Source organism: Empedobacter sp. UBA7611 (genome assembly GCF_002484365.1).
In the GTDB taxonomy this organism is placed as follows: Bacteria; Bacteroidota; Bacteroidia; order Flavobacteriales; family Weeksellaceae; genus Empedobacter; species Empedobacter falsenii_B.
This window is the reverse complement of the sequence record NZ_DLJR01000069.1, coordinates 43,028-65,720: the sequence shown is the minus strand read 5'-3', so window position 1 is coordinate 65,720 and position 22,693 is coordinate 43,028. Positions and strand designations below refer to the sequence as shown.

Here is a 22,693-nt window from a genome sequence, read left to right as displayed (position 1 = left end):
TGAAAAACTCATCATTTTATGCTATTTTCGACGAATTCTTTTCAAAATTACAAAACTATAAGTGCGCTATGGAAGCAACCAGAATTTTTGATTTACCAAAACGTCAGCTGGAGAAGTTTCCTGATTTATCCATGTTTGTATCCAAACAAAATGGAGAATGGAAACCGATGAAAACCACAACTTTTTTAGAACATGTTAATGCAATCTCAAAAGGATTGATCGCTTGTGGAGTTCAGCCAGGTGAAAAAGTGGGATTAATCTCAGAAAATCGTGTCGAATGGAATATAATAGATTATGCGATACAACAAATCGGAGCTGTTGTGGTAGCGATTTATCCGAATATTTCTGACAACGATTACGAATATATTTTTAGCGATTCGGCTATAAAATTGTGTTTTACAAGTAATCTCGATTTGTACACGCGAATCAATCAACTAAAAACAAAATTGCCTTCATTAGAGCAATTGTACTCGATTGATGAGTTTGAAAATACCGAAAGTTGGAATGTTTTAATCGAAAAAGGAAAAACAATTCAACAAGAAGAAATAGATAAACGTGCCGCAAATGTAAAGCACGAAGATTTAGCTTTTTTAATCTATACGTCAGGAACAACAGGAAATCCGAAAGGTGTGATGTTGTCGCATAAAAACATTATTGCAGATGTTATGGCTTGCGAATATTCAACACCACTTGATCCTTACGATCGTGCTTTGACCTTTCTTCCAGCTTGTCATGCGTATGAGCGAACAATTCAGTACTTGTATGTGTACATGGGAATTTCGATATATTTTGCAGAATCGATGGAGAAGATTGGCGATAATTTAAAAGAAATCAAACCGCATATGATTACGGCTGTTCCTCGTGTGATTGAAAAAGTGTATGAAAAAATCATGCAAACGGGAGCGCAATTATCAGGTTTTAAGAAATCTATTTTTGATTGGGCTGTAAAAGTTGGCGATGAGTTTGTGTTAGAAGATGATCAGCGTTCTACAATTTATAATTTGAAATTAGCAATTGCCCGAAAATTAGTTTTACACAAATGGTACGAAGGACTTGGTGGCGAATTAAAAGCCATTGTAACGGGAAGTGCAGCGATTCAACAACGAATTGTTCGCGTATTTTTAGCTGCCGAAATTCCAATTTATGAAGGTTATGGATTGACAGAAGCTTCGCCAGTAATTGCGGTGAATTGTTTTCGTCGAGGTAAAAAGATAGGAACTGTTGGACCTCCGTTGAAAGGTGTTGAAGTAAAATTGGCTGATGATGGCGAAATTTTAGTGAAAGGTGATATTGTGATGATGGGTTATCATAATTTACCAGAAAAAACTGCCGAAGAAATCAAAGATGGTTGGCTATACACGGGTGATATTGGAGAATGGATAGACAATAAATTCTTGAAAATTGTTGACCGTAAAAAAGAAATGTACAAAACTTCGGGAGGGAAATATATTGTTCCACAACAAATCGAAATGAAAATGGTAGAATCGCCATTCATCGAGCAATTGATGGTTGTTGGAGAAGGCGAGAAGTTTCCTGGAGCTTTTGTGGTTCCGAGTTATACAAATCTCAAAAAATGGGCGCAGTCAAATGCTTCTGAAATTGTAAATCTTCCTCATGATGAATTTCAGAAAAGTGATGTTGTCAAAAAGAAATTAGAAGATGAAATCAATCAACTGAATAATCATTTCGGACATTGGGAGCAAATCAAAAAGATTGCAATTATTCCAAATGAAATGACCGTAGAAGGTGGAGAATTAACGCCAACGTTAAAATTTAAACGTAAAATTATTTTAGAAAAATACAAGAAACAATACCAAGAAATTTTTGGATAATTAATAAGAGTCTCAGTTTTTTGAGACTCTTTTTTATAACCTTTAATTAAGATTAAAATCTATATTTTTGTAAAAACAAAATCAATTGAATTCAGTTAAAGTTTACGCAAAACAAACAAGCAATTGGGGATTATTATTCGGTAGTCTTTTATTTTTTGCTTGTTCAATTTATTTATTTTTAAACGCCAATCAAGTTAATTCTCCGCAAACTGCAAAAGTTTTAAGTGGAATTTTATTTGTTCCAAGTTTACTATTTATCATAATTTCAATCAAAAAGTTGATGAAAAAACAATTGATTTTATTGATCGATAAAAAAGGAATCGTTTACAAACCTTCTGATGAATTGAATTATATTGAATGGGGAAAAATTTTGGAAATTGAAGAACTGAAATTACCTCGTCAACGTGTTATCAATATAAAAGTTGTTGATGCTGATGATTTTATTAATAATGAATCTCAAAAATTCTTACAAGCACGCATGAGATTTTGGAATAAAATGTATGGTGCTGTTGTTTCGTTTGATGCAAATACATTAGATAAAAATCACTTCGAAATCATGAATCTTTTTGATGAATTTATGGAAGATTATAAGATTTCTACAGCGTCAAAAAATGATTAATTCGAAAGAATAGACTATTTTTGCAGTATGCAAATCGATTTACTTTATAAAAATTTGGGCATCAAAGATATGAATGCAATGCAACGTTCAGCATTCAAAATGTCCGAAAATCAACGAGATTTAATTCTATTATCACCAACAGGTTCTGGTAAAACATTGGCGTTTTTATTTCCGACTTTAAGAGATTTAAATCCAGATGTAAAAGGTGTTCAAACCTTAATTTTAGTTCCTGCGCGTGAGTTAGCTTTACAAATCGAAACAGTTTTCAAATCGATGAAATCTGATTATAAAGTAACGTGTTGTTATGGTGGACATAATACAAAAGTTGAGCAAAATACTTTGTTAGAAGCTCCGGCTGTTTTAATTGGGACTCCAGGCCGTATTGCGTATCATTTGCGTAACGAAAATTTTGATCCTTCCACTGTTCAAACTTTAATTTTGGATGAGTTTGATAAAGCCTTAGAATTAGGTTTTCAAGAAGACATGAGCTTTATTGTTGAGCAACTTTCTGGCTTAAAACAACGTATCTTGACTTCTGCTACAGAAATGGAAAATATTCCAGAATTTGTTGGATTGAATGACGAAAAAATTGTGAGTTATCTGAAACAAATCGAGGTAAAACCAGATTTACACATGAAAGTGGTGAATACCATTTCTGAAGAAAAATTGGATACATTGTTCAATTTGATTTGTAAAATTGGAAGCAAACGCATGTTGATTTTCTGTAATCACCGCGATGCAGTTGATCGTATTAGCAATTTGTTGCATGAAAAAGGAATTGCACGCGAAAGTTTTCATGGAGGAATGGAACAAGACGAACGTGAACGTGCGTTACTGAAATTCAGAAATGATTCGGTTCGAGTTTTAATTACAACAGATTTGGCTGCGCGTGGTTTGGATATTCCAGAAGTAGATTCGATTATTCATTATCAATTACCTGCAAAAGAAGCTGCTTTTATTCACCGTAATGGACGTACAGCGCGTATGAATGCGAAGGGTTTTGTTTATTTAATTATCAGTAATGAAGAGCATTTTCCGTTTGTAAATGAAAATTTACCAATCGAAAATTTAGGTGGAACATATAAAATTCCAGAACGTACTCCTTACCAAACGATTTATATTTCTGCAGGAAAAAAAGACAAAGTAAACAAAGTTGATATTGTTGGATTTTTGTTCAAAAAAGGAGGTTTAGAAAAAAACGATGTCGGAATTATTGAGGTAAAAGATACCACTTCGTATGTTGCGATTAACCGTAAAAAAGTTCCGGACTTATTGAAAAAATTGAACGGTCAAAAAGTAAAAAATAAGAAAGTAAAAATGCAAATTGCATACTAAAAAATAGAATTTTATGTTAGCACACCACGTATTATTTTGGTTAAAAGATGACGCTACAGAAGCTGAAGTGAATACATTTCATCAAGCTTTGAAAGATTTAGAACCAATTGCTCCTTCAGCATTTTTTCATGTTGGGACACCAGCAAATATCGAAAGAGATGTTATCGACGCTTCGTATTCGTTTTCTTTGTTTGCCGCTTTCGAAACGATGGAACAATTTGAAACATATCAAAAACATCCACAACATATCGAGTTTTTGAATGGTCCAAATAAATTAGCAAAACGAGTATTAATCTATGATGCAGATTAATAATTACTAAAAATATAAGTTTAAAATCCGTCAAATGACGGATTTTTTTATTTTCTAAAAATTTGTAAATCAAGTTTATTTATAATTAATTGTACTTATATTTGTACAAAATATTGTACATATGTTGATAACAAGTATTTCTGAATTTAGAAAAGATATCAAAGAATATTTTGATCGTGTGACGAACAATTTTGAAACATTGATTATTAATCGAGGAAAAAATTCCGGTGTTGTTATTATGTCTTTAGAAGAGTATAATTCGCTAATGGCTACGAATCACGAGCTTTCTTCTCGCAAAAATGAAGAGCGTTTGGATGCTGCAATTGAGAAATTAAAAACTCAGAAAACGTTTACAAAAGAGTTAATTGAAGAATAGATGAAAATCGTTTTTGTTGATGAATCTTGGGAAGATTATTTGTATTGGCAAAAAACAGATAAATCTAAATTGAAAAAGATCAATGAATTGATTAAAGATATTGCTCGAAATCCTTTTGATGGTCTGGGGAAACCAGAAGCTTTGAAACATAAATATGCAGGATTTTGGTCGAGAAGAATAGATCATGAACATCGGTTAATATATCGTGTTGTAGAAGATGAAATTCAAATCGCGAAATGTCGTTTTCATTATGATTGATATACTTCTTTATCAATCAACAATATAATCTATCATACAATAATCACGAATTTCTATCAAAATAAGCAAATAATCGTTACAAATACCCGTAAATTTGCAAATGATTTCTGAAAAGGAAATCAATAGAATTTAAGCAATGATTATAGAGACAGAAGAAGAGTTAATCGGAATGAAAAAAGTCAGCGAAGCTGTAGCCGTTACTCTTAAAGAGATGAAAGATTATGTAAAACCTGGAATGTCAACAAAAGAATTGGACGATTTTGGTGCGAAGATTATGCACAAATTTGGTTGCAAATCAGCTCCTTTCGAGACGTATCAATTTCCTGGTTATACTTGCTTAAGCGTGAATGAAGAAATTTGTCACGGAATTCCAAGAGCCGATAAAATTTTGAAAGACGGAGATGTGATTAATATTGATGTTTCTGGAGAATTAGGTGGTTTTTGGGCTGATAATGGAGGTTCTATTGTTGTTGGAGAAGATGTGAATGGTTATCAAAAAATTGTTGATGCATCTATTTCTGCGCTTCAAAAAGCAATTGCGGCTGTAAAATCTGGAGTTAAAATCGCTGATATTGGTGGAATTATTGAGAAAGAAGCAAAAAAACATCATTATCATGTGATTGAGAATTTAACTGGTCATGGAGTAGGGCGTTCATTGCACGAAGAACCATTGGATTTGATGAATTTCAGAGACCCTGATGATAAACGTCGATTCCGTAAAAATTCAGTTATTGCATTGGAAACTTTTATTTCAGAAAATTCTTACGAAGCAATTGAGCAAGCGGATGGTTGGACAATGATAGGAAATGCACCTGGCGTTTTTGCACAACACGAACATACTGTTTTGGTTACTTCTGAAGGTCCTATGATTTTAACGCACATGAATGGTAATTGGTAAAATTATATGAAGAGAAACGAATATATTAAAGTAGACCGCGAAGTGGTCAAAAAAATGAGCGAAGATATTCAGGCTTATTTAACAGAAAATAAGTTGGAACGTGTAAAAACTAAGGATATGATGCCTTTCTTAATTGAAAAAGGATATTTTCCTCACGACCGTAAAAAAGGATATCCTTTGCGTCAGATTCTAACAGATTTGAAAAAATCGGAAGAATTACATTTATTACCGCAAGCATTTCCAGAATATTTGGAAATCGAGAATAAAAAAACATCTACCTACTGGTATTTTAGTCCAGTAAAATAATATTAAACACTTCTATTGAAGTGTTTTTTTTATTGCTAACAAATTCAAAATCTTTACTTTTTGGAATATTAATTGATACAATTTGATCGTTTATTAGATGAAAAATCAAGCTTTTTAATTTCTTATCTTATGTCAATGAAATCTCGCTGATGACTGAGCTAAATTTGTCCTATCAAAATAAATAATTAATTAAAAACAATCAAATAATCATTCGTTATGAAAAAATTATTATTCACGTTAATGTTATCAGCAGCTTCAATGTCTGCATTTGCTCAAAATTATACAAATGATAAAGCGCACTCAAAATTAGGCTTTTCTGTTTCTCACATGACAATTTCTGATGTTGAAGGACAATTCCAAAATTTTGATGTTCATTTAAACTTTACAAAAGAAGATTTAAGCGATGCAAAATTTCATGTAGTTGCAGATATCAATTCAATCAATACAGGAGTTGAAGCACGTGATAATCATTTGAAATCAGCAGATTTTTTCAATGCAGCAAAAAATTCAAAATTAGAATTCTCTTCAAAAGGAATCACACGTGTTAAAGGAAATCAATTTAAAATGATTGGTGATTTAACATTAAACGGAGTAACTAAACCAGTTGCGTTAAAATTAGTTTACAACGGAAGTATCAATAATAACGGAGTTAAAACGTACGGATTTACAGTAAAAGGAAATGTAAAAAGAAGTGATTTTAACATCGGTGGTAATTTCCCAGAAGCTGTTGTAGGTGATGTTGTTACCTTAACATCTAACTTAGAATTTGCAGCTCCAAAAGCTAAATAATAATAAATAAAATATACTATAAAAATCTTGAATTTCAATACGTTAAAATCTATAACTTCAAGTTTTTCTACAACTGATAAAATGCCAGTTTTATTTTTAGGACATGGCTCTCCGATGAATGCAATCGAAGAAAATATTTTTGTAGAAGGTTGGAAGAATATTGGAAAAACAATCCCAAAACCAAATGCGATTATTTGTATTTCGGCACATTGGGAAACGAAAGGGACTAAAGTTACGGCTTTAGAACAACCGAAAACGATTCACGATTTTTATGGTTTTCCGCAAGCTTTATTCGATGTTGAATATCCAGCACCAGGAAATCCAGAATTGGCTACAGAGGTCAAAAATTTAATTAAAACAACAGATGTCGATTTAGACAAAATGTGGGGATTTGACCACGGCTCTTGGAGTGTGATTAAATTTTTGTATCCAGAAGCAGATGTTCCGATGATAGAACTGAGTTTGGATGTTTATAAAACGCCAAAAGAGCATTACGAATTAGCGAAGGAATTAGACGCTTTGCGTAGTAAAGGGATATTAATAGTAGGAAGTGGGAATGTTGTACACAATTTGAGAGCATTAAATTGGAGCGAGCCAAATGCTGGTTATGATTGGGCTTATGAAGTGAATGATACATTCAAGAATATTGTTCAAACAGGTAATCACGACGAATTGTTCAATTTTGTACAAAAAGGTAGCGCATTTAATCTCGCCGTACCATCTATGGAACATTATTTGCCAGCTATTTACGCATTAGCATTACAAGGAAAAGAAGAGGAGCTAACACTTTTTAATGATAAACTAATTTATGGATCATTAGGAATGTTATCATTCAAAATAGGATAAATAAAATCAATTTAAATAACAAATAAAAACAAAACATTATGGCAACAAAATGGAATTTAGACCCTTCTCATTCAGAAGTCCAATTTAAAGTAAAACACATGGTAATTTCTACAGTAACAGGAAATTTTGATCATTTCAATGCTGATGTAGAAGCTAATTCAGATGATTTTTCTGATGCAAAATTTGAATTTGATGCAAAAGTAGATTCAATCAATACAAAAAATGCAGATCGTGATGGACATTTAAAATCAGCTGATTTCTTTGCTGCTGAGCAATTTCCAGAAATGAAATTTGAAAGTACTTCAGGTATTCAAAACGGAAAAATTAATGGAACTTTAGAAATTCGTGGTGAAAAACAGCCAATTACATTAAATGCAGATTTTGGTGGAGTTATCACTGATCCATGGGGATTACAAAGAGCTGGATTCGAATTTTCAGGAGAAATCAACCGTAAAGATTACGGATTAGGATGGAGCCAAGTAACAGAAGCTGGAGGATTAGTGGTTTCTGATAAAGTAAAATTATTGGTGAATTTAGAGTTTACTCAAGCCCAATAATCATAATTTTTAATAGCAAAAAAACCACTTCAAACGAAGTGGTTTTTTTTGTGTTATTTATTTTTGTTCTCCCAAAAAGTAGCATTTTTAATTCCGATTTCTGTAGGATTAAAATCAGGATTTTTAATTCCTTTTTTACGTTTGTCTTTATAATCTTTCCAGACTTTAAGCCCAACTCCGCTTAATAATAAAATAGCAATAACATTTACCCAAGCCATTAAACCAACACCAATATCTCCAATTGCCCAAGCAGTTTCAGCAGTTTTGATTGTTCCGTAATACGTAGCACCTAAAAAACAAATACGTAAAATCCATACATATACTTTTCTATTTCCTTTCTTGAAAATGTATGTAATATTCGTTTCAGCATAATAGTAATAAGCCATAATCGTTGTAAAAGCAAAGAAAAACAAAGCAATTGCAACAAAACTATTTCCGAATGAAGGAAAATGACTTGAAACAGCTGCTTGCGTAAAACCTGTATAATCTACTCCAGGAAGATTTTGAGTAATGAAACTTCCCGCTTTTTCTGGGTGATTCACATTGTATTTTCCTGTAAATAAAATCATAAAAGCAGTTGCAGTACATACAAATAATGTATCGATGTAAACAGAAAAAGCTTGTACCAAACCTTGTTGTGCAGGATGGTTTACTTCCGCAGCCGCAGCCGCATGAGGAGCAGTTCCTTGACCAGCTTCGTTAGAATAAATTCCACGTTTTATTCCCCAAGCAATTGCAGATCCAAAAACACCACTATAAAGTGATTCTTGATTGAAAGCTGATGAAAAAATTAATCGTAAAACTGATGGAACTTGATGAATATTCATTCCGATAATAATCATTGCCATTAAGATATAAGCGCCTGCCATAAAGGGAACGATAAATTCAGAAGCTTGTCCTAAACGTTTTACACCTCCAAAAATAATCAAGGCTAATAATCCAATAATGATGAATCCTACAATGTTGATTGGAATCCCAACAAAATTATAAATAGGAATATCAAACGCATTGTTTAAAGCTGATGAAATACTATTCGACTGAACGCCTGGTAATAATAATCCACAACTCATAATTGTAATGATTGCAAACAAAACCGCGTACCATTTGATTCCTAAACCTTTTTCGATGTAGTATGAAGGACCTCCACGATATTCTCCATCGATTTCTTGCTTGTAGACCTGTCCTAATGCAGATTCTATGAATGCAGATGCACTTCCTAAAAATGCGATAAACCACATCCAAAAAATTGCTCCAGGGCCTCCCATTGCGATTGCGGTTGCAACACCAACAATGTTTCCGGTTCCGACACGACCAGAAATTGCTAAAGAAAAAGCTTGGAAAGGAGTGATTCCTTTGTCCGATTTTTCGCCACTAAATAGCAAGCGAACCATGTCTTTTATGTAGACTATTTGTAAAAATCCGGTGCGAATAGAGAAGTAAATTCCTGTTAAAGCGCAAAGTCCAATCAAGGCATATGACCAAACGTAGCTACTTATTAGATTGATGATATCATCCATTTGAGTAAAAAATTTTGTTCTTGTGTTTATTTGTGGTGCTAAAATGCTAAAAAAATCTTAATTATAAGATTTAATCTGTTTATTTATTCGAAAAAATAAATACAAGCAAGAATTTTATTCTAAATTTTGAAGATATATTATTTAAACCTTTAGTTTGATAAAAGGTGTGTAATTGGTTAAATACAAATAAAAAAGGTTGCAAATTACTGTAACCTTTTTCTGTTTTTTTATTATGATCGAATGATTTTTAGTTTTGCAAAATTTAAGAGTAATTTTTTTTCTCCTGCATTATCAAAATGAATAATTGCTTTCATATCTGATGGTTCTCCTTGCAAATCTTTCACAATTCCTCGTCCAAAACGATCGTGAACAACAACTTGACCAACTTGCAAACCTTGTGCATTTGCTGTTGATGAAGCGTTACTTTTTGTTTGATTTAGTGGTTTGAAATTTGACCTTGGTTGAGCTGGTTCTACACGAGCTCTTGGATTTGGTCTTGCAACTGATTTTTCTCGTTGTTGATAGTTTTGTGGTGTTGGTTCATCTCCAAATAAATCAGCCGATAATCCACTATTATTAGAAGCTCTTGCAGAAATATTCAGATTTTTCCATTCTAAGAAACTATCATCAATTTCTTCTAAGAAACGAGATGGTTCACAATCGATAATTTTTCCCCAACGAAAACGTGAAACAGAATAGGTCATATAAGCCACTTTCTCAGCGCGCGTTAAGGCAACATAAAATAAGCGACGTTCTTCTTCTAACTCAGCGCGCGTGTTAACACTCATCATAGAAGGGAAAAGATTTTCTTCTAAACCTGCAATAAATACAACAGGGAATTCTAAACCTTTTGCTAAGTGGACCGTCATCAAATTGACCTTATTATCGTCATCTTCTTCGTTATCCGCATCAGTTGCTAAAGCAATATTTTCTAAGAAACCTCCTAAAGAAGCATCTCCTTCGTCTAATTGTTGTTGTTCTTCGACATAACCTTGGATCGAATTTAACAACTCTTGAACGTTCTCTAAGCGAGAAACACCTTCTGGTGTAGAATCTTCTTTCAACGCATTCAACAATTGTGTTGTTTTAGCCATTTCCATTGTTACTTCATATACATCATGTGATTTTAGCATCACTTGGAAACGCTTAATCATCAACACAAAATCATTCAATTTGTTTGATGTTCCTGCATTTATTCCAATGGTTGGAGCATACATCGCAATATTTTCAATCAAAGAAAATAAACTAATTTGATGTTGATCTGCCGCAACCAAAAGTTTTGAAATAGTCGTTTGACCAATTCCACGTGCCGGATAATTGATTGTTCGCAATAAAGCTTCTTCATCATTTTGATTAATCAATAATCGCATATAACCAACCATATCCTTAATCTCTTTGCGTTGATAGAAAGATGTTCCGCCATAAACACGGTACTGAATTCCTCTTTTTCTCAAGGCTTCTTCTAATGCTCGAGATTGAGCATTTGTACGATAAAGAATAGCAAAATCTTTTGGTTGAAGATGTTCATTTATCTGTCTTTCCCATATCTGCGTTGCAATATAACGCGCTTCATCAGCATCAGAAAGTCCACGATAAACGGCTATTTTTTCACCAGTTTCATTCGCAGTCCAAACATTTTTTTCTAATTGATCTTGATTTTGTTTGATAATCTGATTCGCAGCTTCCACAATCATTTGCGTCGAACGGTAATTTTGTTCCAATGGATACAATTTCGCATCAGGATAATCAGATTTGAATGATAAAATATTTCGAATATTTGCACCACGGAAAGCATAGATAGATTGCGCATCATCACCAACCACACAAAGGTTTTCGTAACGAGAAGCCAATGCTTTTACAATCAAATATTGAGAATGATTGGTATCTTGGTACTCATCTACCATAATATATTTGAAACGTTCTTGATATTTTGCTAAAACCTCAGGAAAACGCGTCAAAATTTCATTGGTACGTAACAATAAATCATCAAAATCCATTGCACCAGATTTGAAACAACGATCTACATAAGCTCTGTAAATATCACCCATTCGAGGGCGCATTGCTTCATTATCTGCTTCAATTAAAGCTTGATTATTGTGATAAGCTCTAACTGTAATCAAGTTATTTTTGTATTGAGAAATACGTCCCAAAACTTGTTTTGCTTTGTAAATATCTTTATCTAAATGCATTTCGTTAATAATCTTTGTCATTACAGAAACTGCATCTTGTTGATCGTAAATTGTAAAATCTGATGGATAACCTAAAAGCGGAGCTTCAACACGTAGAATACGCGCAAAAACAGAGTGGAAGGTTCCCATCCAAAGTGCTTTTGCATTCGCTTCACCAACCACATGTCCGATACGTTCTTTCATTTCTCGGGCAGCTTTATTGGTAAATGTTAAAGACAATATATTGAAAGCATCAACTCCTTTATTTAGTAAATGAGCAATGCGATAAGTTAACACTCTCGTCTTTCCAGAACCCGCACCCGCAATTACCATTACTGGACCTTCGGTAGCTTCTACAGCCAAACGCTGTGGTTCGTTCAGTTTTTCTAAATAATTTTCTTCCATCGTGTGCAAAGTTAACCTTTGTGGTGTAAAGGATAAAATAATTTTGAAAGATTATACGTTTTCTTATATAGATATATTGTTAATTATACGTTGTTATAAAGATTTACTATCAAGAGATAGAAAAAACGTACGAATTGAAAGTTGTTTCGTTACATTGATAAGGAAATATTCTGTATATTTACACAAATTTTTTATATGACAGACGAATCAGTAAAATCAAGTAATTACGAAATAGTAAAGCAAGTGTTTACGAATTTTTTGGAAGACAATGGACATCGTAAGACACCTGAACGTTATGCTATTTTAGAGGAAATTTATTTTACAGATGATCATTTTGATATTGATATGTTGTATATCAAAATGAAAAATAAGAAATACCGCGTTAGTCGTGCTACTTTATACAATACTATCGAGCTTTTGATGGAAGCAAAATTGGTGCGTAAACATCAGTTTGGAGATCAACAAGCGCATTACGAAAAATCATATTTCGACAAAAATCATGACCATATTATTTTGTCTGATACAGGAGAAGTATTGGAGTTTTGTGATCCAAGAATCCAATCTATCAAACAAACGATAGAAGATATTTTTGATATCAAAATTGATAATCATTCATTATATTTTTACGGAACTCGTAAGAATAAATAACCTTGATTTTATAAAATCAAAAGACCTTTTACGATTTCGTAAAAGGTCTTTTTTGTTATTTTTAATTAGAAAATTGATCTAACAAATCAAAAGAAGGAACAAAAAATAAAGTTCCAGTTTTAGCTTTACTAAAATCTAATATTCGATCATAGTTTCCGATAGGTTCACCAACAAACATGCGTTCTAACATTTCTTCTACAATGCTAAACTTTCTAGCATAAGCAATAAAATAGGTTCCCATTTCATTTGTCGACATATTTCCAAAAGGCATATTATCGCGAACAATTTTTTTGTCATCTCCAACATTTGCTAATGCAGAATGTGAATTCGAGGGTTTTTCATCGTCATTCATTTCAATATCATCAACTTTAGATCTTCCAATTACTTTTTCTTGTTCAGAAATTGGTAAATCTTTCCAAGCTTGCATATCATGAATGTATTTTTGCACAAATAAATAACTTCCATTTGTATAAGCAGAATCTTCATTGCCAATCAAACCAAAATTTATTCTTTCGTTACCTTGTGGATTTTCAGTTCCATCAACAAAACCTAAAATACTACGACCATCCCAATATCTAAAACCATGAATTTCTTCTTGACAAGTAGCAACATCATTCAATAAATCAGTCAAATTAGAAACAATATCAACGCAATAGCTTTGTTGCGTAGAGCGGATATGAAAATGAATATCGCCTTTTGTAGAAACGGCTTCATGCTTTTCTCCTTTAATGGCAACAAAAGGTTTTAATTCTTTCGGCAAAGGTTTTGGTAAATTTAATTTTATCCAAGCATCGTAACTAATTCCTAAAATAACGCTCGATTGCGTTTTCGGAAAACGTGTATTGGCTGAATGATTGAGATTGATAATTAAAGCGCAAAGCTTTTTGAAAGCATCTTTGTAAGCAGTATTTTCCTTAAAATTCCAAACCATAAAAATAGTATTGGTGTTTGGACTGTCTAATACATTTTGATATTGAGGCATTTAATAGATTTATAAAATTGAATATGAAGTTAAGAATTTTAAAATTGAATTTTATGAATAATAGTTATTTTTTTAATCAAATTAAGACTTAAAAATCTATCATATTGATTAAAACATTATGAAAATTTTAAGTATTCAAGCATGTTTTAACGTAATAATTAATTTTTAGGACTAAAAAAATAATACTAATTTTGGCTAACACTTTTCGGAAGTGAAATAAAGATTAAATAAAAATAATAAATAATTGTTAATTAATTATATAAATAAAAATAAAACAGGTTTGAAAGTTGCTTTTTTACTTTCATGTTTTATAACGATAAGTGCTTTTGCGCAACAAAAACCTAAAAAAGAAAAAGTTATTCTAAGACATGCTGATTTAACTGAAAAAAATCCAAAGCTTTTTGAAGGAAATGAATTTTTGTCAGGTAATGTTGTTATTGAATATAAAGGTGATGTAATTTCTGCTGATAGTGCGGTTTTATATCGTGATAAAAACTTGGCTGTTGTTTGGTCGAATGCACGTTTGGTGAGTAAAGACAAAACAATTACGGCGCATAAAATGGAGTATGACGGAAACACAACAATTGCAAAAGCTTTCAAAGATGTGGTGTTGACTGATCCAAGTTCTCGTATTACGGCAGATTATATGGATTATAATCGTACAACTGAGATTGCGACTGGTATTGGGAAAGTAGAAGTGAAGACGCCTACGCAACAAATCAGTTCTGAAAAAATGATTTACGAGCGATTGACTGGAAATATTATTGTAAATGATACTTACAAAACAATTGGTTCTGATGGAACTTTGGTCGAAGGACGAAATGTTGTGTATAATGTAAAGTCTAAATCGGCAAATTTTGGTTCAGAAGTTTTTATTACGAATAAAGATTATACGATTTATTCAAGAAAAATGACGACGAATGATATTACGGGAATTACTACTTTCCGTGATTATTCTAAAATTACACGTCGAAATGATCCATCACAATATATCATTACTTCGGATGGAGATTTTAATAAAAAAACGGGTGAAGCTTGGTTAAGAGGAAATTCAAAAGTTTATTATCAAAACAAAACGTTGACGGCTAAAAAACTTTATTTCAACGATAAAACAGGTTTTGGTAAAGGTGAAGGGGATGTTTTTTTGGATGATCCTTTAGAAAAAAGATTTTTGAAGGGAGATTACGGAGAAGCTTTTAAATACTTAGATTCGGCTTTTGTAACGAAGAATGCGTATGCTGTGAAAGCGTTTGACAAAGATTCGCTTTACATTAGTGCAGATACGTTGTTGGCGGTAAAACGTCACGATGTTGATTCGACTTCATTGGTGAAAGCGTTTCATAAAGCGCGTTTTTACAAATCGAATGCGAATGGGAAAGCAGATTCTTTGGTGTACAATCAAACTAAAGGATTGATGCAATTTTATAAAGATCCAATTTTGTTTTCTGGTGATAATCAAGTGACGGGAGATTATATCGAAGCATATACAAATGCAAAAACAGAAAAATTAGACTCGATGAAAGTGTTCAATAATGCTTTTGTGATTGCTAAAGTGGATTCGCTTGTGGAAAATGAATATCATCAAATTAAAGGAAAATATTTAACTGTTCTATTTCAGGATGATAAAATTGATTTTATTAATGTAGAAGAAAACGCTGTTGCGTTGACGTACATGGATGATACGGATCAAAAAACGAAAGTGAAAGAACGTTATGGAGTTAATATTTCTTATTGCGGAATTATAGAAGTTGATGTTGTAGGAAAAGATGTTGAATTGGTTGCATGTCGCATAAAATCGGACGGAAAAATGTATCCATTGTCTAAATTTCCTGAAGAAATGCGTTATTTACCCGATTTTAAATGGCGAATTTCTGAGCGATTAAATACTTGGCGAGATATTTTTATCGAATCGAAATAATCTTTTCATAAATTAATCGTTTAATTTCTAAAACTATAAATGAAAACTACATCTATCATATTATCTATTCTATTATTATCAAGTTGTTATACATACAAAGCTTTTGATCCTGAGGAATATGCTTTGGAAATGTCTAAAGGCAATAATCAGACGGCTAACTCTAATGAAAGAAGTCGTTCCAGAGCTGATATTGCTGAATTGAGAAGAGAACGCAAAAGTGCTAATGAAAATGCAATTAGTTCATCTCTTTCAGAAAGTAAAGAAGAATTAGCTGCATTAAAAGCTAAAAAACAAGAGAATAAAGAAGAGAAAGTAGTGATAGATCCTTCTACAATTAAAATTTCGGATGTTATCAAACCCGATCAATTTTATAAAGTAGATGCGCAAGGAAAAGAATATACAATAGAGGCAAAGCAATGGAAAGCTGATACCTTATATGCTGTTGTAAAAGGAACAGAAAAAGAATTGAAGTTTCATAAAAATGATATTTCATCGTTCAAAATAAGAAAATTTTCGAAAGGTAAATCAGATGCTCTTACTGTTGCAGCGTATGCAATGGGCGGTGCAGCTGTGCTTTTTTTATTAAAATAAAATGGGAACATTAAAAGAAGGATTTTTCAAATATCAGGCGCAAACAACAAATTTTGCATCTGGTTTTGAAGTCGATTACGCAAAGGGCTCTTATATCTATGGAAAGGATGGAAGAGCCTATCTTGATTTTGTGGCTGGCGTTTCGGTGAATACACTTGGACATAGCCATCCGCGTATCAATCAAGCGATTATAGATCAGGTAAACAAATATATGCATGTCGCTGTTTATGGTGAATATGCGCAAGAAAAACCAGTCGAATTATGCAAGCGATTGGTTGATTTAACACCAGAAGGATTGGATCAAGTTTATTTGGTGAATTCTGGAACAGAAGCGATTGAAGCTTCGCTTAAATTAGCGAAACGTTTTACAGGTCGTCGTCAATTAATTTCTTTTCGTAATGCCTATCATGGGAACACACATGGTTCATTAAGTGTTTCGGGTGATGAACGTAAGAAAGCTGCTTTCCGACCATTGTTACCAGAAGTTTATTTCATCGATTTTAATAACGAAGAAGATTTACAAAAAATTACCAAAGAAACGGCTGGTGTTATTGTAGAAAGTATTCGTGGTGCTTCTGGTTTTAGATTACCAGAAAATGATTTCTTTATCAAGTTGAAAAAGTGTTGCGAAGAAGTTGGTGCATTATTGATTATGGACGAAATTCAGCCAGGATTTGGACGTACAGGGAAATTGTTTGGTTTCGAGCATTTTGGAGTTGTACCAGATATTGTGGCAATGGGAAAAGGCATGGCAAGCGGTTTACCTGTTGGTGCGTTTATGACTTCTGATAAAATTATGAGTTCTCTTAAGCAAAATCCTCAATTGGGACATATTACGACTTTCGGAGGAAATCCTGTGATTGCAGCTGCAGCTTTAGAATTACTAAATGTTATAGAAGATGAGAAATTAATGGATGATATTGATCGTAAAGAACAATTGTTCAGAGAAAATCTTCAGCATCCAAAAATTAAGAAAATTCACGGAAAAGGCTTGATGTTAGCTCCTGAGTTATCTTCTCCAGAATATACGTTGCGCGTTCAGCAAGAATGTATGAATAGAGGCTTGATTCTTTTCTTTTTGATGTATAGCATCGAGAATTTACGAATTACACCGCCAATTAATATTTCGGATGAAGATATTATAAAAGGTTGTGATATCTTAAAATCTGTATTAGACGATTTAGATTAAATTTTAATAAACAAAAGAGAATCATAATTGATTCTCTTTTGTTTAACTTTTTCTTCCATATAACAATATTCTCTTAAAGGAATAAATTGCAGGAAAAGTCTTATAATATTTCTTAATTCTCGTTTTAAATTCTGTCGTAAATAATTCTTGTTGTTCAGTCGTTAAACGTTCCATATAAGGAATCAAGGCAGAACCAGAAATGAAATTATAAAATTCTGTTTCGTCATTTCCGTAAATTGGATAAACTTTCATGCTGATGTTCAAATCCTTCAATCCATTATCAAACATGATTTTCGCATAATCATCTATCGTTAACATAGGTGAATCTCGATGAAAATTATTCAGAAAATCTGTAAAAGGTTTTTCTCGTGCTAAATCACTCAAAATAACATTCAATACATTATCTTTTTGACAAGGCATTTGCACTGCAAATTGTCCATTAACATTCAGTTTTGAGATTAATTTAGGAAACAATTCTTCATGATTATCCGACCATTGTAACGCTGCATTACTAAAAATTAAATCCCAATTTGTATTAGAATTTGCAAAACCTTCAATTGTTTGTTGTTGAAATGTAAGATTGGCTAAATCAAATTCTTTTGACTTTTCAAGCATTTCCTTAGAAGAATCAATTCCTAAAAAATTAGCATGTTCAAATTTATTAGCGAGAATTGCTGTTTGTTCGCCAGTTCCACAACCTACATCTATGCAATTTTTCAAATTATTAGTAGAAATTAAATCCGCTAAATCATAAAAAGGTTGATAACGAATATTTTTGAATTGATTATATCGTTCGGGATTCCAAGGCATTTTATTAAGTTTTGAATGTGATTAAAGTTAATGAAATTTTATAATATTTATGATTAATATAGATTTTAACATATAATTATTCTAAAATGTCGTTTATTTGAATTTTGTAAGAATAAAGATGAGTCAAGAATTAGAAACTATTGCAGATTATTATAATAAAATTAGTTTAGAACAAGCCGAATTGATGAATTCTGCTAACTTTGAACACGATAAAGCGCATTTTAATATTTCTTTGCGCAAATATTGTAGTTTTAAAAGTCCATATAGTCGGCGAGATTATTACAAAATCAGTTTGTTGATTGGTGAAGGAATTTTTAAATATGGAAATAATGAAAGATATATTTCTAAACCAGTTTTATTTCTTCCATCTCCGCATATTTCTTATACTTGGGAATGTAAATCGAGTTTGCAAGAAGGTTATTTTTGTTTATTCAATCAACAATTTTTTTCTGAAAATAAAGAGTTTGACGTCTTCAAAAAAACATCTTTGTTTAAAGATTGGAGTTCTCCTTTTATTGAGATTTCGGATGAACAATTGCCTTTGATTTTGTCTTATTTTCAGGAAATGTATCGTCTTAATCAATCCAATTATCAATTGAGATATTTTAGTATTCGTAATCATTTATCTGCTATTTTTCATTATGTTCTAGAACAAAAAGTTGATGAAATACATGCGGTTGAATTGCCATCAAATGTGAGATTGTATAAGAAGTTTGATGAATTATTAAATAAACAATTTCCACTAGATTCACCTGCTCATCCACTTGTTTTGAAAACACCAGCTGATTTCGCAACGCAATTAAATATTCATGTAAATCATCTCAATTCATCGGTGAAATCTGTGACTAAACAAACAACAACACAAATTATTAAACAGAAAATAGTTGAAGAAGCTAAAAACCTGTTGTTGTATACTGATTGGGATATTGCGCAAGTTGGTTATACATTAGGTTTTGAGGAACCTGCTCATTTTAATAATTTTTTTAAAAAACATACTTTAACTTCTCCATTAAAATTTAAACAATAAAATTAATTTATTTGATTTTTGTAATTTTTTATTTGTCTTTTTTAATTCCTCAATTTCACATTCATTTTACTTTTGCATAGTAAAAAATGATTTATGTTGAGAGAAGCATCAGAAAAAAGGAAAAAAATTATAAGTATACTTGGTTTCTTTTCGATTCCAATTTCGGGATTTGTAACAGATATCTATTTGCCGTCATTTCCGTCGATGGCAAAATCGTTGATAGTTCCAGAAAGTAGTATTCAATTAACTCTGACTTGTTTTTTATTGAGTTATGGTTTATCTCAATTGTTTATTGGAAGTATTTTGGATGCAATTGGACGATATTATCCAAAAATTGTAGCATTATTTGTCGTATTAATCACAAGTTTAGTTATCGCGAGTACAGATAGCATTTTGTTGATTTGTTTTCTTCGAATTATTCAAGGAATTTCAGTTGCGATTATTGTTATTGCAACTCGAGCACTTTTTATTGATATTCATACACCAGAAAAGGCGAAACATTATTTAGGTTATTTCACGATTGTTTGGTCATGCGGACCTATTTTGGCTCCATTTTTAGGTGGATATTTAGAAAAATTGTTTAATTGGCATGCAAATTTCTATTTTTTAGCAATTTATGCAGCTTTAATTTTAATTTTTGAATTGATTTTTAGTGGAGAAAGTATTACTGAAAAAACTAAATTAAATTTTAAAAACGTCATCGATACGTATAGAATGATGCTTAAAAATCAATTATTTATAGTTGGTATAATGATACAAGCTGTTGCTTATTCTATTGTGATGATTTTCAATATTATTGGTCCGTTTTTAATTGAAAATACCTATCATTTTAATTCTGTTGTGATTGGTTATTCAACTTTAATTTTAGGTTTTTCGTGGATGATTGGCGGATTTGTCGGAAAGAAAAGAATGCATCTTGACTTTAAAGAAAGTATAGCTTTACCTATTATTGTACAATTAATTTTGATTTTACTTTTGATTATCACAGGTTTCTTTGTTCAAAATCTATTTGTTTTATTATTCTTTGCGTTTTTCATTCATATTTGTTCAGGAATTTTATTCACATCATTCTTTACTTCAAATATGATGGCTTTTCCTAAAAATGCTGGTGTTGCTGGGGGTTTGATGGGAGGAATGACATATATTATTACCTCGCTTACAAGTTTTATAATCTCAAGCACGGGTAAAGTTGATACTCAAAATGGATTAGCAATTCGATATTTTATCTTTTCATTTCTATTGTCTTTAATTATTTACCTTATGTATCGAATGAAAAAATCAGCTCGAAAAAAAGCTATAATCGTATAATTAAATCCGAGCATTTGCTCGGATTTTTTGTGAATAGAGTTTTATATTGTTTTTTTCTTTAAATTAGAATTGTTGAAAAAGTATTGGATTTCTTGATTTAATTTATTCGTAATTGCGATATTTTTTCAGTTAATTTCAATTGTAAAAGCAAACTTATCTCAAATGAGACAAATCAAAAACATTGAAGATTGGAATGATTTATTATCCAAAAAAGATAAGTCTGAGGATGATATTTTATTAATTGCACAAGTTTATGAAGATGGGATAAAATTTGAAAATAGTCTTGAAATTAAACAAGAATATAAAAAAGCTTTTGAATATTATTTAACTGGACTAAATTTCAAATATTGTAAAATAAGAGTTGCTGATTATTTATCAGAAGGATTAGGTTGTAAAAAGGATATTGAAAAAGCAATTAAGCTATACAACGAATTAATTTCTGAAAATAATAGTATTGCAGCATTTAATTTATCAACTGTATATCGTGATCTTGGTGATTATAAAAAAGTAGTTGAATTACTTTATAAAGTTTATGAAATAGATAAAGCGTATCCTATCGAATTAGCATTTCATTATTTGTACGGTTTAGGAATTCCGAAAAATTTAGAAATTGCTAAAAATATCTTTTTAACGATAAAATCTCAAGTCGAAAAATATTCCGTATATGAAATCGAACAAGTCAATTATCAATTAGCTTTACTTTCACTAGAAAATAATGAAATTAAAAATGCAAGACACCTACTATTGCAAAATGATAATGAAATATCTAATGATTTATTAAATATAATTGGAAAATAGAAATTACAACTGTAGTTAACATCGTATTATTAAAATATAAAATAAATAAACCCAAAAAAATCCGAGCGATAGATGACTCGGATTTTTGATAGCATATTTTTACTATTTAATAAACCGCCTCAGCGATTCTTTTTGTATTTATAGAATTACTCATTGTATAAAAATGTAATCCAGGAACACCAAAATCGATCAACTCTTTACATTGTTGAATACACCATTCAATTCCGATTTCCTTGATTCGTTCCTTATCTTTCGACTTCAAAACTTCCATTGCCAAAGCTTCTGGTAAGTCCAAATAGAAATTTTGTGGAATCGACGTTAGTTGATTGAAAGTTGTCATAGGTTTTATACCCGGAATAATCGGAATATTAATATCCATTTCGCGACATTTCTTCACAAAATCAAAATATTTTTGATTATCAAAAAACATTTGCGTCACGATATAATCTGCACCCAATTCCACTTTCTTTTTCAAATAATACAAATCCATTGCAAGATTCGGCGATTCGAAATGCTTTTCAGGATAACCCGCCACACCAATACAAAAATCCATTGCATGCGATTCTTGTAGCTCGTCGTCCAAATAATTTCCAGTATTTAAAGCCGTAATTTGCTCAATCAATTCCGATGCATGCGCATGTCCACCAACTTCTGGAACAAAAGACTTTTCTGATTTTATAGGATCTCCACGCAAAACCAAAAGATTATCAATTCCCAAGAAATTCAAATCTATTAACGCATCTTCTGTATCCTCTTTTGTAAATCCACCACAAATCAAATGAGGAATTGCATCTATCTTATAATGATTCTGTATCGCAGCGCAAATCGCAACTGTACCAGGACGTTTTCGCACCTGATAACGCTTCAATAACCCGTTTTCTTTCTGTTTGTAAATATACTCTTGACGATGATAAGTTACATCGATAAAAGCTGGATTTAACTCAACTAATGGATCTAAAGTTTTGAACGTCGCATTGACATCTTGCCCTTTCAAAGGTGGTAAAATTTCCACAGAAAACAACGGTTTTCCGTTTGCGCGTTCTATATGTTCGGTAACTTTCATTCTTTATTTTATCGTTTAGCGAAGTTCGAATCTCGAATTTCGATTATATAATTTCTTTTATAAGGGCGTTCCCTTCGGGCGGGCTTTTCGTTACAATATTTTTTGTTGATTTCGACACTGCTCAATCAACAAAAAAGGATTTT

General features: G+C 31.7%; 23 protein-coding genes. 18 read left to right on the top strand and 5 right to left on the bottom strand.

Features of this window, described 5'->3' with window-relative positions:
• Positions 1 to 68 precede the first annotated feature (68 nt).
• The 11 genes from B3R94_RS12200 (at position 69) to B3R94_RS12150 (ending at position 8,126) form a co-directional block, all read left to right on the top strand.
• Complete coding sequence (locus tag B3R94_RS12200; protein ID WP_280045665.1) at positions 69 to 1,832, top strand: AMP-dependent synthetase/ligase; 1,764 nt, start codon at positions 69 to 71, stop codon at positions 1,830 to 1,832.
• Between the two features lie 85 nt (positions 1,833 to 1,917).
• On the top strand, positions 1,918 to 2,451 hold the full coding sequence (locus tag B3R94_RS12195; RefSeq protein ID WP_291101119.1) for an STM3941 family protein: 534 nt from the start codon (positions 1,918 to 1,920) through the stop codon (positions 2,449 to 2,451).
• A 27-nt stretch (positions 2,452 to 2,478) separates the two neighbouring features.
• Positions 2,479 to 3,786, top strand: coding sequence for a DEAD/DEAH box helicase (locus B3R94_RS12190; RefSeq protein ID WP_280045661.1), 1,308 nt, complete (start codon positions 2,479 to 2,481; stop codon positions 3,784 to 3,786).
• A gap of 13 nt (positions 3,787 to 3,799) precedes the next feature.
• Entirely contained in the window at positions 3,800 to 4,096 is a 297-nt protein-coding gene (locus B3R94_RS12185; protein ID WP_180906722.1) for a Dabb family protein, read from the top strand.
• A gap of 121 nt (positions 4,097 to 4,217) precedes the next feature.
• A complete protein-coding gene (locus B3R94_RS12180; RefSeq protein WP_286473425.1) occupies positions 4,218 to 4,472 on the top strand; it encodes a type II toxin-antitoxin system Phd/YefM family antitoxin in 255 nt (84 codons plus the stop codon).
• The gene (locus B3R94_RS12175; protein ID WP_286473426.1) at positions 4,473 to 4,730 is read left to right on the top strand and encodes a Txe/YoeB family addiction module toxin; all 258 of its coding nucleotides are present in this window, start codon (positions 4,473 to 4,475) and stop codon (positions 4,728 to 4,730) included.
• A gap of 136 nt (positions 4,731 to 4,866) precedes the next feature.
• The gene (gene map, locus B3R94_RS12170) at positions 4,867 to 5,628 is read left to right on the top strand and encodes a type I methionyl aminopeptidase (RefSeq protein ID WP_115000652.1); all 762 of its coding nucleotides are present in this window, start codon (positions 4,867 to 4,869) and stop codon (positions 5,626 to 5,628) included.
• Positions 5,629 to 5,634: 6 nt separating this feature from the next.
• Positions 5,635 to 5,934 carry a hypothetical protein gene (locus tag B3R94_RS12165; RefSeq protein WP_125350083.1) on the top strand — a complete coding sequence of 100 codons (300 nt, stop codon included), beginning with the start codon at positions 5,635 to 5,637 and terminating at the stop codon, positions 5,932 to 5,934.
• A gap of 216 nt (positions 5,935 to 6,150) precedes the next feature.
• The gene (locus B3R94_RS12160; protein WP_115000651.1) at positions 6,151 to 6,723 is read left to right on the top strand and encodes a YceI family protein; all 573 of its coding nucleotides are present in this window, start codon (positions 6,151 to 6,153) and stop codon (positions 6,721 to 6,723) included.
• Positions 6,724 to 6,750: 27 nt separating this feature from the next.
• Positions 6,751 to 7,569, top strand: coding sequence for a 4,5-DOPA dioxygenase extradiol (gene ygiD, locus B3R94_RS12155; protein WP_291101115.1), 819 nt, complete (start codon positions 6,751 to 6,753; stop codon positions 7,567 to 7,569).
• 38 nt (positions 7,570 to 7,607) lie between these two features.
• Positions 7,608 to 8,126 (top strand): YceI family protein, encoded by a 519-nt coding sequence (locus B3R94_RS12150; RefSeq protein ID WP_125350085.1) that lies wholly within the window; start codon positions 7,608 to 7,610, stop codon positions 8,124 to 8,126.
• A gap of 53 nt (positions 8,127 to 8,179) precedes the next feature.
• On the opposite strand, the gene B3R94_RS12145 is transcribed toward B3R94_RS12150, so the two are convergent.
• Entirely contained in the window at positions 8,180 to 9,643 is a 1,464-nt protein-coding gene (locus B3R94_RS12145; protein ID WP_291101112.1) for an alanine/glycine:cation symporter family protein, read from the bottom strand.
• Positions 9,644 to 9,873: 230 nt separating this feature from the next.
• The gene (locus B3R94_RS12140; RefSeq protein WP_038331678.1) at positions 9,874 to 12,216 is read right to left on the bottom strand and encodes an ATP-dependent helicase; all 2,343 of its coding nucleotides are present in this window, start codon (positions 12,214 to 12,216) and stop codon (positions 9,874 to 9,876) included.
• Positions 12,217 to 12,411: 195 nt separating this feature from the next.
• Here B3R94_RS12140 and B3R94_RS12135 point away from each other — a divergent pair, with 195 nt between their 5' ends.
• Positions 12,412 to 12,864 carry a Fur family transcriptional regulator gene (locus B3R94_RS12135; RefSeq protein WP_038331681.1) on the top strand — a complete coding sequence of 151 codons (453 nt, stop codon included), beginning with the start codon at positions 12,412 to 12,414 and terminating at the stop codon, positions 12,862 to 12,864.
• Between the two features lie 61 nt (positions 12,865 to 12,925).
• Here the strand turns inward: B3R94_RS12135 and B3R94_RS12130 are convergent, their stop codons facing one another.
• Positions 12,926 to 13,846, bottom strand: coding sequence for a Dyp-type peroxidase (locus B3R94_RS12130; protein ID WP_115000647.1), 921 nt, complete (start codon positions 13,844 to 13,846; stop codon positions 12,926 to 12,928).
• 244 nt (positions 13,847 to 14,090) lie between these two features.
• Here B3R94_RS12130 and B3R94_RS12125 point away from each other — a divergent pair, with 244 nt between their 5' ends.
• From B3R94_RS12125 to B3R94_RS12115, 3 genes are read left to right on the top strand one after another with little or no spacing between them, the layout of a single operon-like run.
• Positions 14,091 to 15,764, top strand: coding sequence for an OstA-like protein (locus B3R94_RS12125; RefSeq protein WP_291101109.1), 1,674 nt, complete (start codon positions 14,091 to 14,093; stop codon positions 15,762 to 15,764).
• A gap of 39 nt (positions 15,765 to 15,803) precedes the next feature.
• The gene (locus B3R94_RS12120; RefSeq protein ID WP_221856829.1) at positions 15,804 to 16,355 is read left to right on the top strand and encodes a hypothetical protein; all 552 of its coding nucleotides are present in this window, start codon (positions 15,804 to 15,806) and stop codon (positions 16,353 to 16,355) included.
• A gap of 1 nt (position 16,356) precedes the next feature.
• On the top strand, positions 16,357 to 17,544 hold the full coding sequence (locus tag B3R94_RS12115) for an aspartate aminotransferase family protein (RefSeq protein WP_125349464.1): 1,188 nt from the start codon (positions 16,357 to 16,359) through the stop codon (positions 17,542 to 17,544).
• 42 nt (positions 17,545 to 17,586) lie between these two features.
• Here the strand turns inward: B3R94_RS12115 and B3R94_RS12110 are convergent, their stop codons facing one another.
• Positions 17,587 to 18,354, bottom strand: a complete 768-nt coding sequence (locus B3R94_RS12110) for a methyltransferase domain-containing protein (protein WP_125349465.1) — start codon at positions 18,352 to 18,354, stop codon at positions 17,587 to 17,589.
• Positions 18,355 to 18,472: 118 nt separating this feature from the next.
• Between B3R94_RS12110 and B3R94_RS12105 the strand changes: the two genes are divergently transcribed.
• The 3 genes from B3R94_RS12105 (at position 18,473) to B3R94_RS12095 (ending at position 21,487) form a co-directional block, all read left to right on the top strand.
• Complete coding sequence (locus tag B3R94_RS12105; protein WP_291101106.1) at positions 18,473 to 19,381, top strand: helix-turn-helix domain-containing protein; 909 nt, start codon at positions 18,473 to 18,475, stop codon at positions 19,379 to 19,381.
• A gap of 93 nt (positions 19,382 to 19,474) precedes the next feature.
• Complete coding sequence (locus B3R94_RS12100) at positions 19,475 to 20,689, top strand: MFS transporter (RefSeq protein ID WP_291101103.1); 1,215 nt, start codon at positions 19,475 to 19,477, stop codon at positions 20,687 to 20,689.
• Positions 20,690 to 20,851: 162 nt separating this feature from the next.
• The gene (locus B3R94_RS12095; protein ID WP_115000640.1) at positions 20,852 to 21,487 is read left to right on the top strand and encodes a tetratricopeptide repeat protein; all 636 of its coding nucleotides are present in this window, start codon (positions 20,852 to 20,854) and stop codon (positions 21,485 to 21,487) included.
• Between the two features lie 106 nt (positions 21,488 to 21,593).
• Here B3R94_RS12095 and metF read toward each other — a convergent pair whose 3' ends face one another.
• The gene (gene metF, locus B3R94_RS12090) at positions 21,594 to 22,550 is read right to left on the bottom strand and encodes a methylenetetrahydrofolate reductase [NAD(P)H] (protein WP_286476810.1); all 957 of its coding nucleotides are present in this window, start codon (positions 22,548 to 22,550) and stop codon (positions 21,594 to 21,596) included.
• Between the last annotated feature and the right edge of the window lie 143 nt (positions 22,551 to 22,693).

Bases quoted from the DNA above. Each gene is read 5' to 3' on its own strand.
- B3R94_RS12140 (WP_038331678.1), bottom strand. From the start codon at position 12,216: ATGGAAGAAAATTATTTAGAAAAACTGAACGAACCACAGCGTTTGGCT.
- B3R94_RS12200 (WP_280045665.1), top strand. From the start codon at position 69: ATGGAAGCAACCAGAATTTTTGATTTACCAAAACGTCAGCTGGAGAAG.
- B3R94_RS12115 (WP_125349464.1), top strand. From the start codon at position 16,357: ATGGGAACATTAAAAGAAGGATTTTTCAAATATCAGGCGCAAACAACA.
- B3R94_RS12190 (WP_280045661.1), top strand. From the start codon at position 2,479: ATGCAAATCGATTTACTTTATAAAAATTTGGGCATCAAAGATATGAAT.
- B3R94_RS12165 (WP_125350083.1), top strand. From the start codon at position 5,635: ATGAAGAGAAACGAATATATTAAAGTAGACCGCGAAGTGGTCAAAAAA.
- B3R94_RS12130 (WP_115000647.1), bottom strand. From the start codon at position 13,846: ATGCCTCAATATCAAAATGTATTAGACAGTCCAAACACCAATACTATT.
- B3R94_RS12180 (WP_286473425.1), top strand. From the start codon at position 4,218: ATGTTGATAACAAGTATTTCTGAATTTAGAAAAGATATCAAAGAATAT.
- B3R94_RS12145 (WP_291101112.1), bottom strand. From the start codon at position 9,643: ATGGATGATATCATCAATCTAATAAGTAGCTACGTTTGGTCATATGCC.
- map (WP_115000652.1), top strand. From the start codon at position 4,867: ATGATTATAGAGACAGAAGAAGAGTTAATCGGAATGAAAAAAGTCAGC.
- B3R94_RS12150 (WP_125350085.1), top strand. From the start codon at position 7,608: ATGGCAACAAAATGGAATTTAGACCCTTCTCATTCAGAAGTCCAATTT.
- B3R94_RS12105 (WP_291101106.1), top strand. From the start codon at position 18,473: ATGAGTCAAGAATTAGAAACTATTGCAGATTATTATAATAAAATTAGT.
- metF (WP_286476810.1), bottom strand. From the start codon at position 22,550: ATGAAAGTTACCGAACATATAGAACGCGCAAACGGAAAACCGTTGTTT.
- B3R94_RS12175 (WP_286473426.1), top strand. From the start codon at position 4,473: ATGAAAATCGTTTTTGTTGATGAATCTTGGGAAGATTATTTGTATTGG.
- B3R94_RS12135 (WP_038331681.1), top strand. From the start codon at position 12,412: ATGACAGACGAATCAGTAAAATCAAGTAATTACGAAATAGTAAAGCAA.
- B3R94_RS12100 (WP_291101103.1), top strand. From the start codon at position 19,475: ATGTTGAGAGAAGCATCAGAAAAAAGGAAAAAAATTATAAGTATACTT.
- B3R94_RS12185 (WP_180906722.1), top strand. From the start codon at position 3,800: ATGTTAGCACACCACGTATTATTTTGGTTAAAAGATGACGCTACAGAA.
- B3R94_RS12160 (WP_115000651.1), top strand. From the start codon at position 6,151: ATGAAAAAATTATTATTCACGTTAATGTTATCAGCAGCTTCAATGTCT.
- B3R94_RS12120 (WP_221856829.1), top strand. From the start codon at position 15,804: ATGAAAACTACATCTATCATATTATCTATTCTATTATTATCAAGTTGT.
- B3R94_RS12095 (WP_115000640.1), top strand. From the start codon at position 20,852: ATGAGACAAATCAAAAACATTGAAGATTGGAATGATTTATTATCCAAA.
- B3R94_RS12110 (WP_125349465.1), bottom strand. From the start codon at position 18,354: ATGCCTTGGAATCCCGAACGATATAATCAATTCAAAAATATTCGTTAT.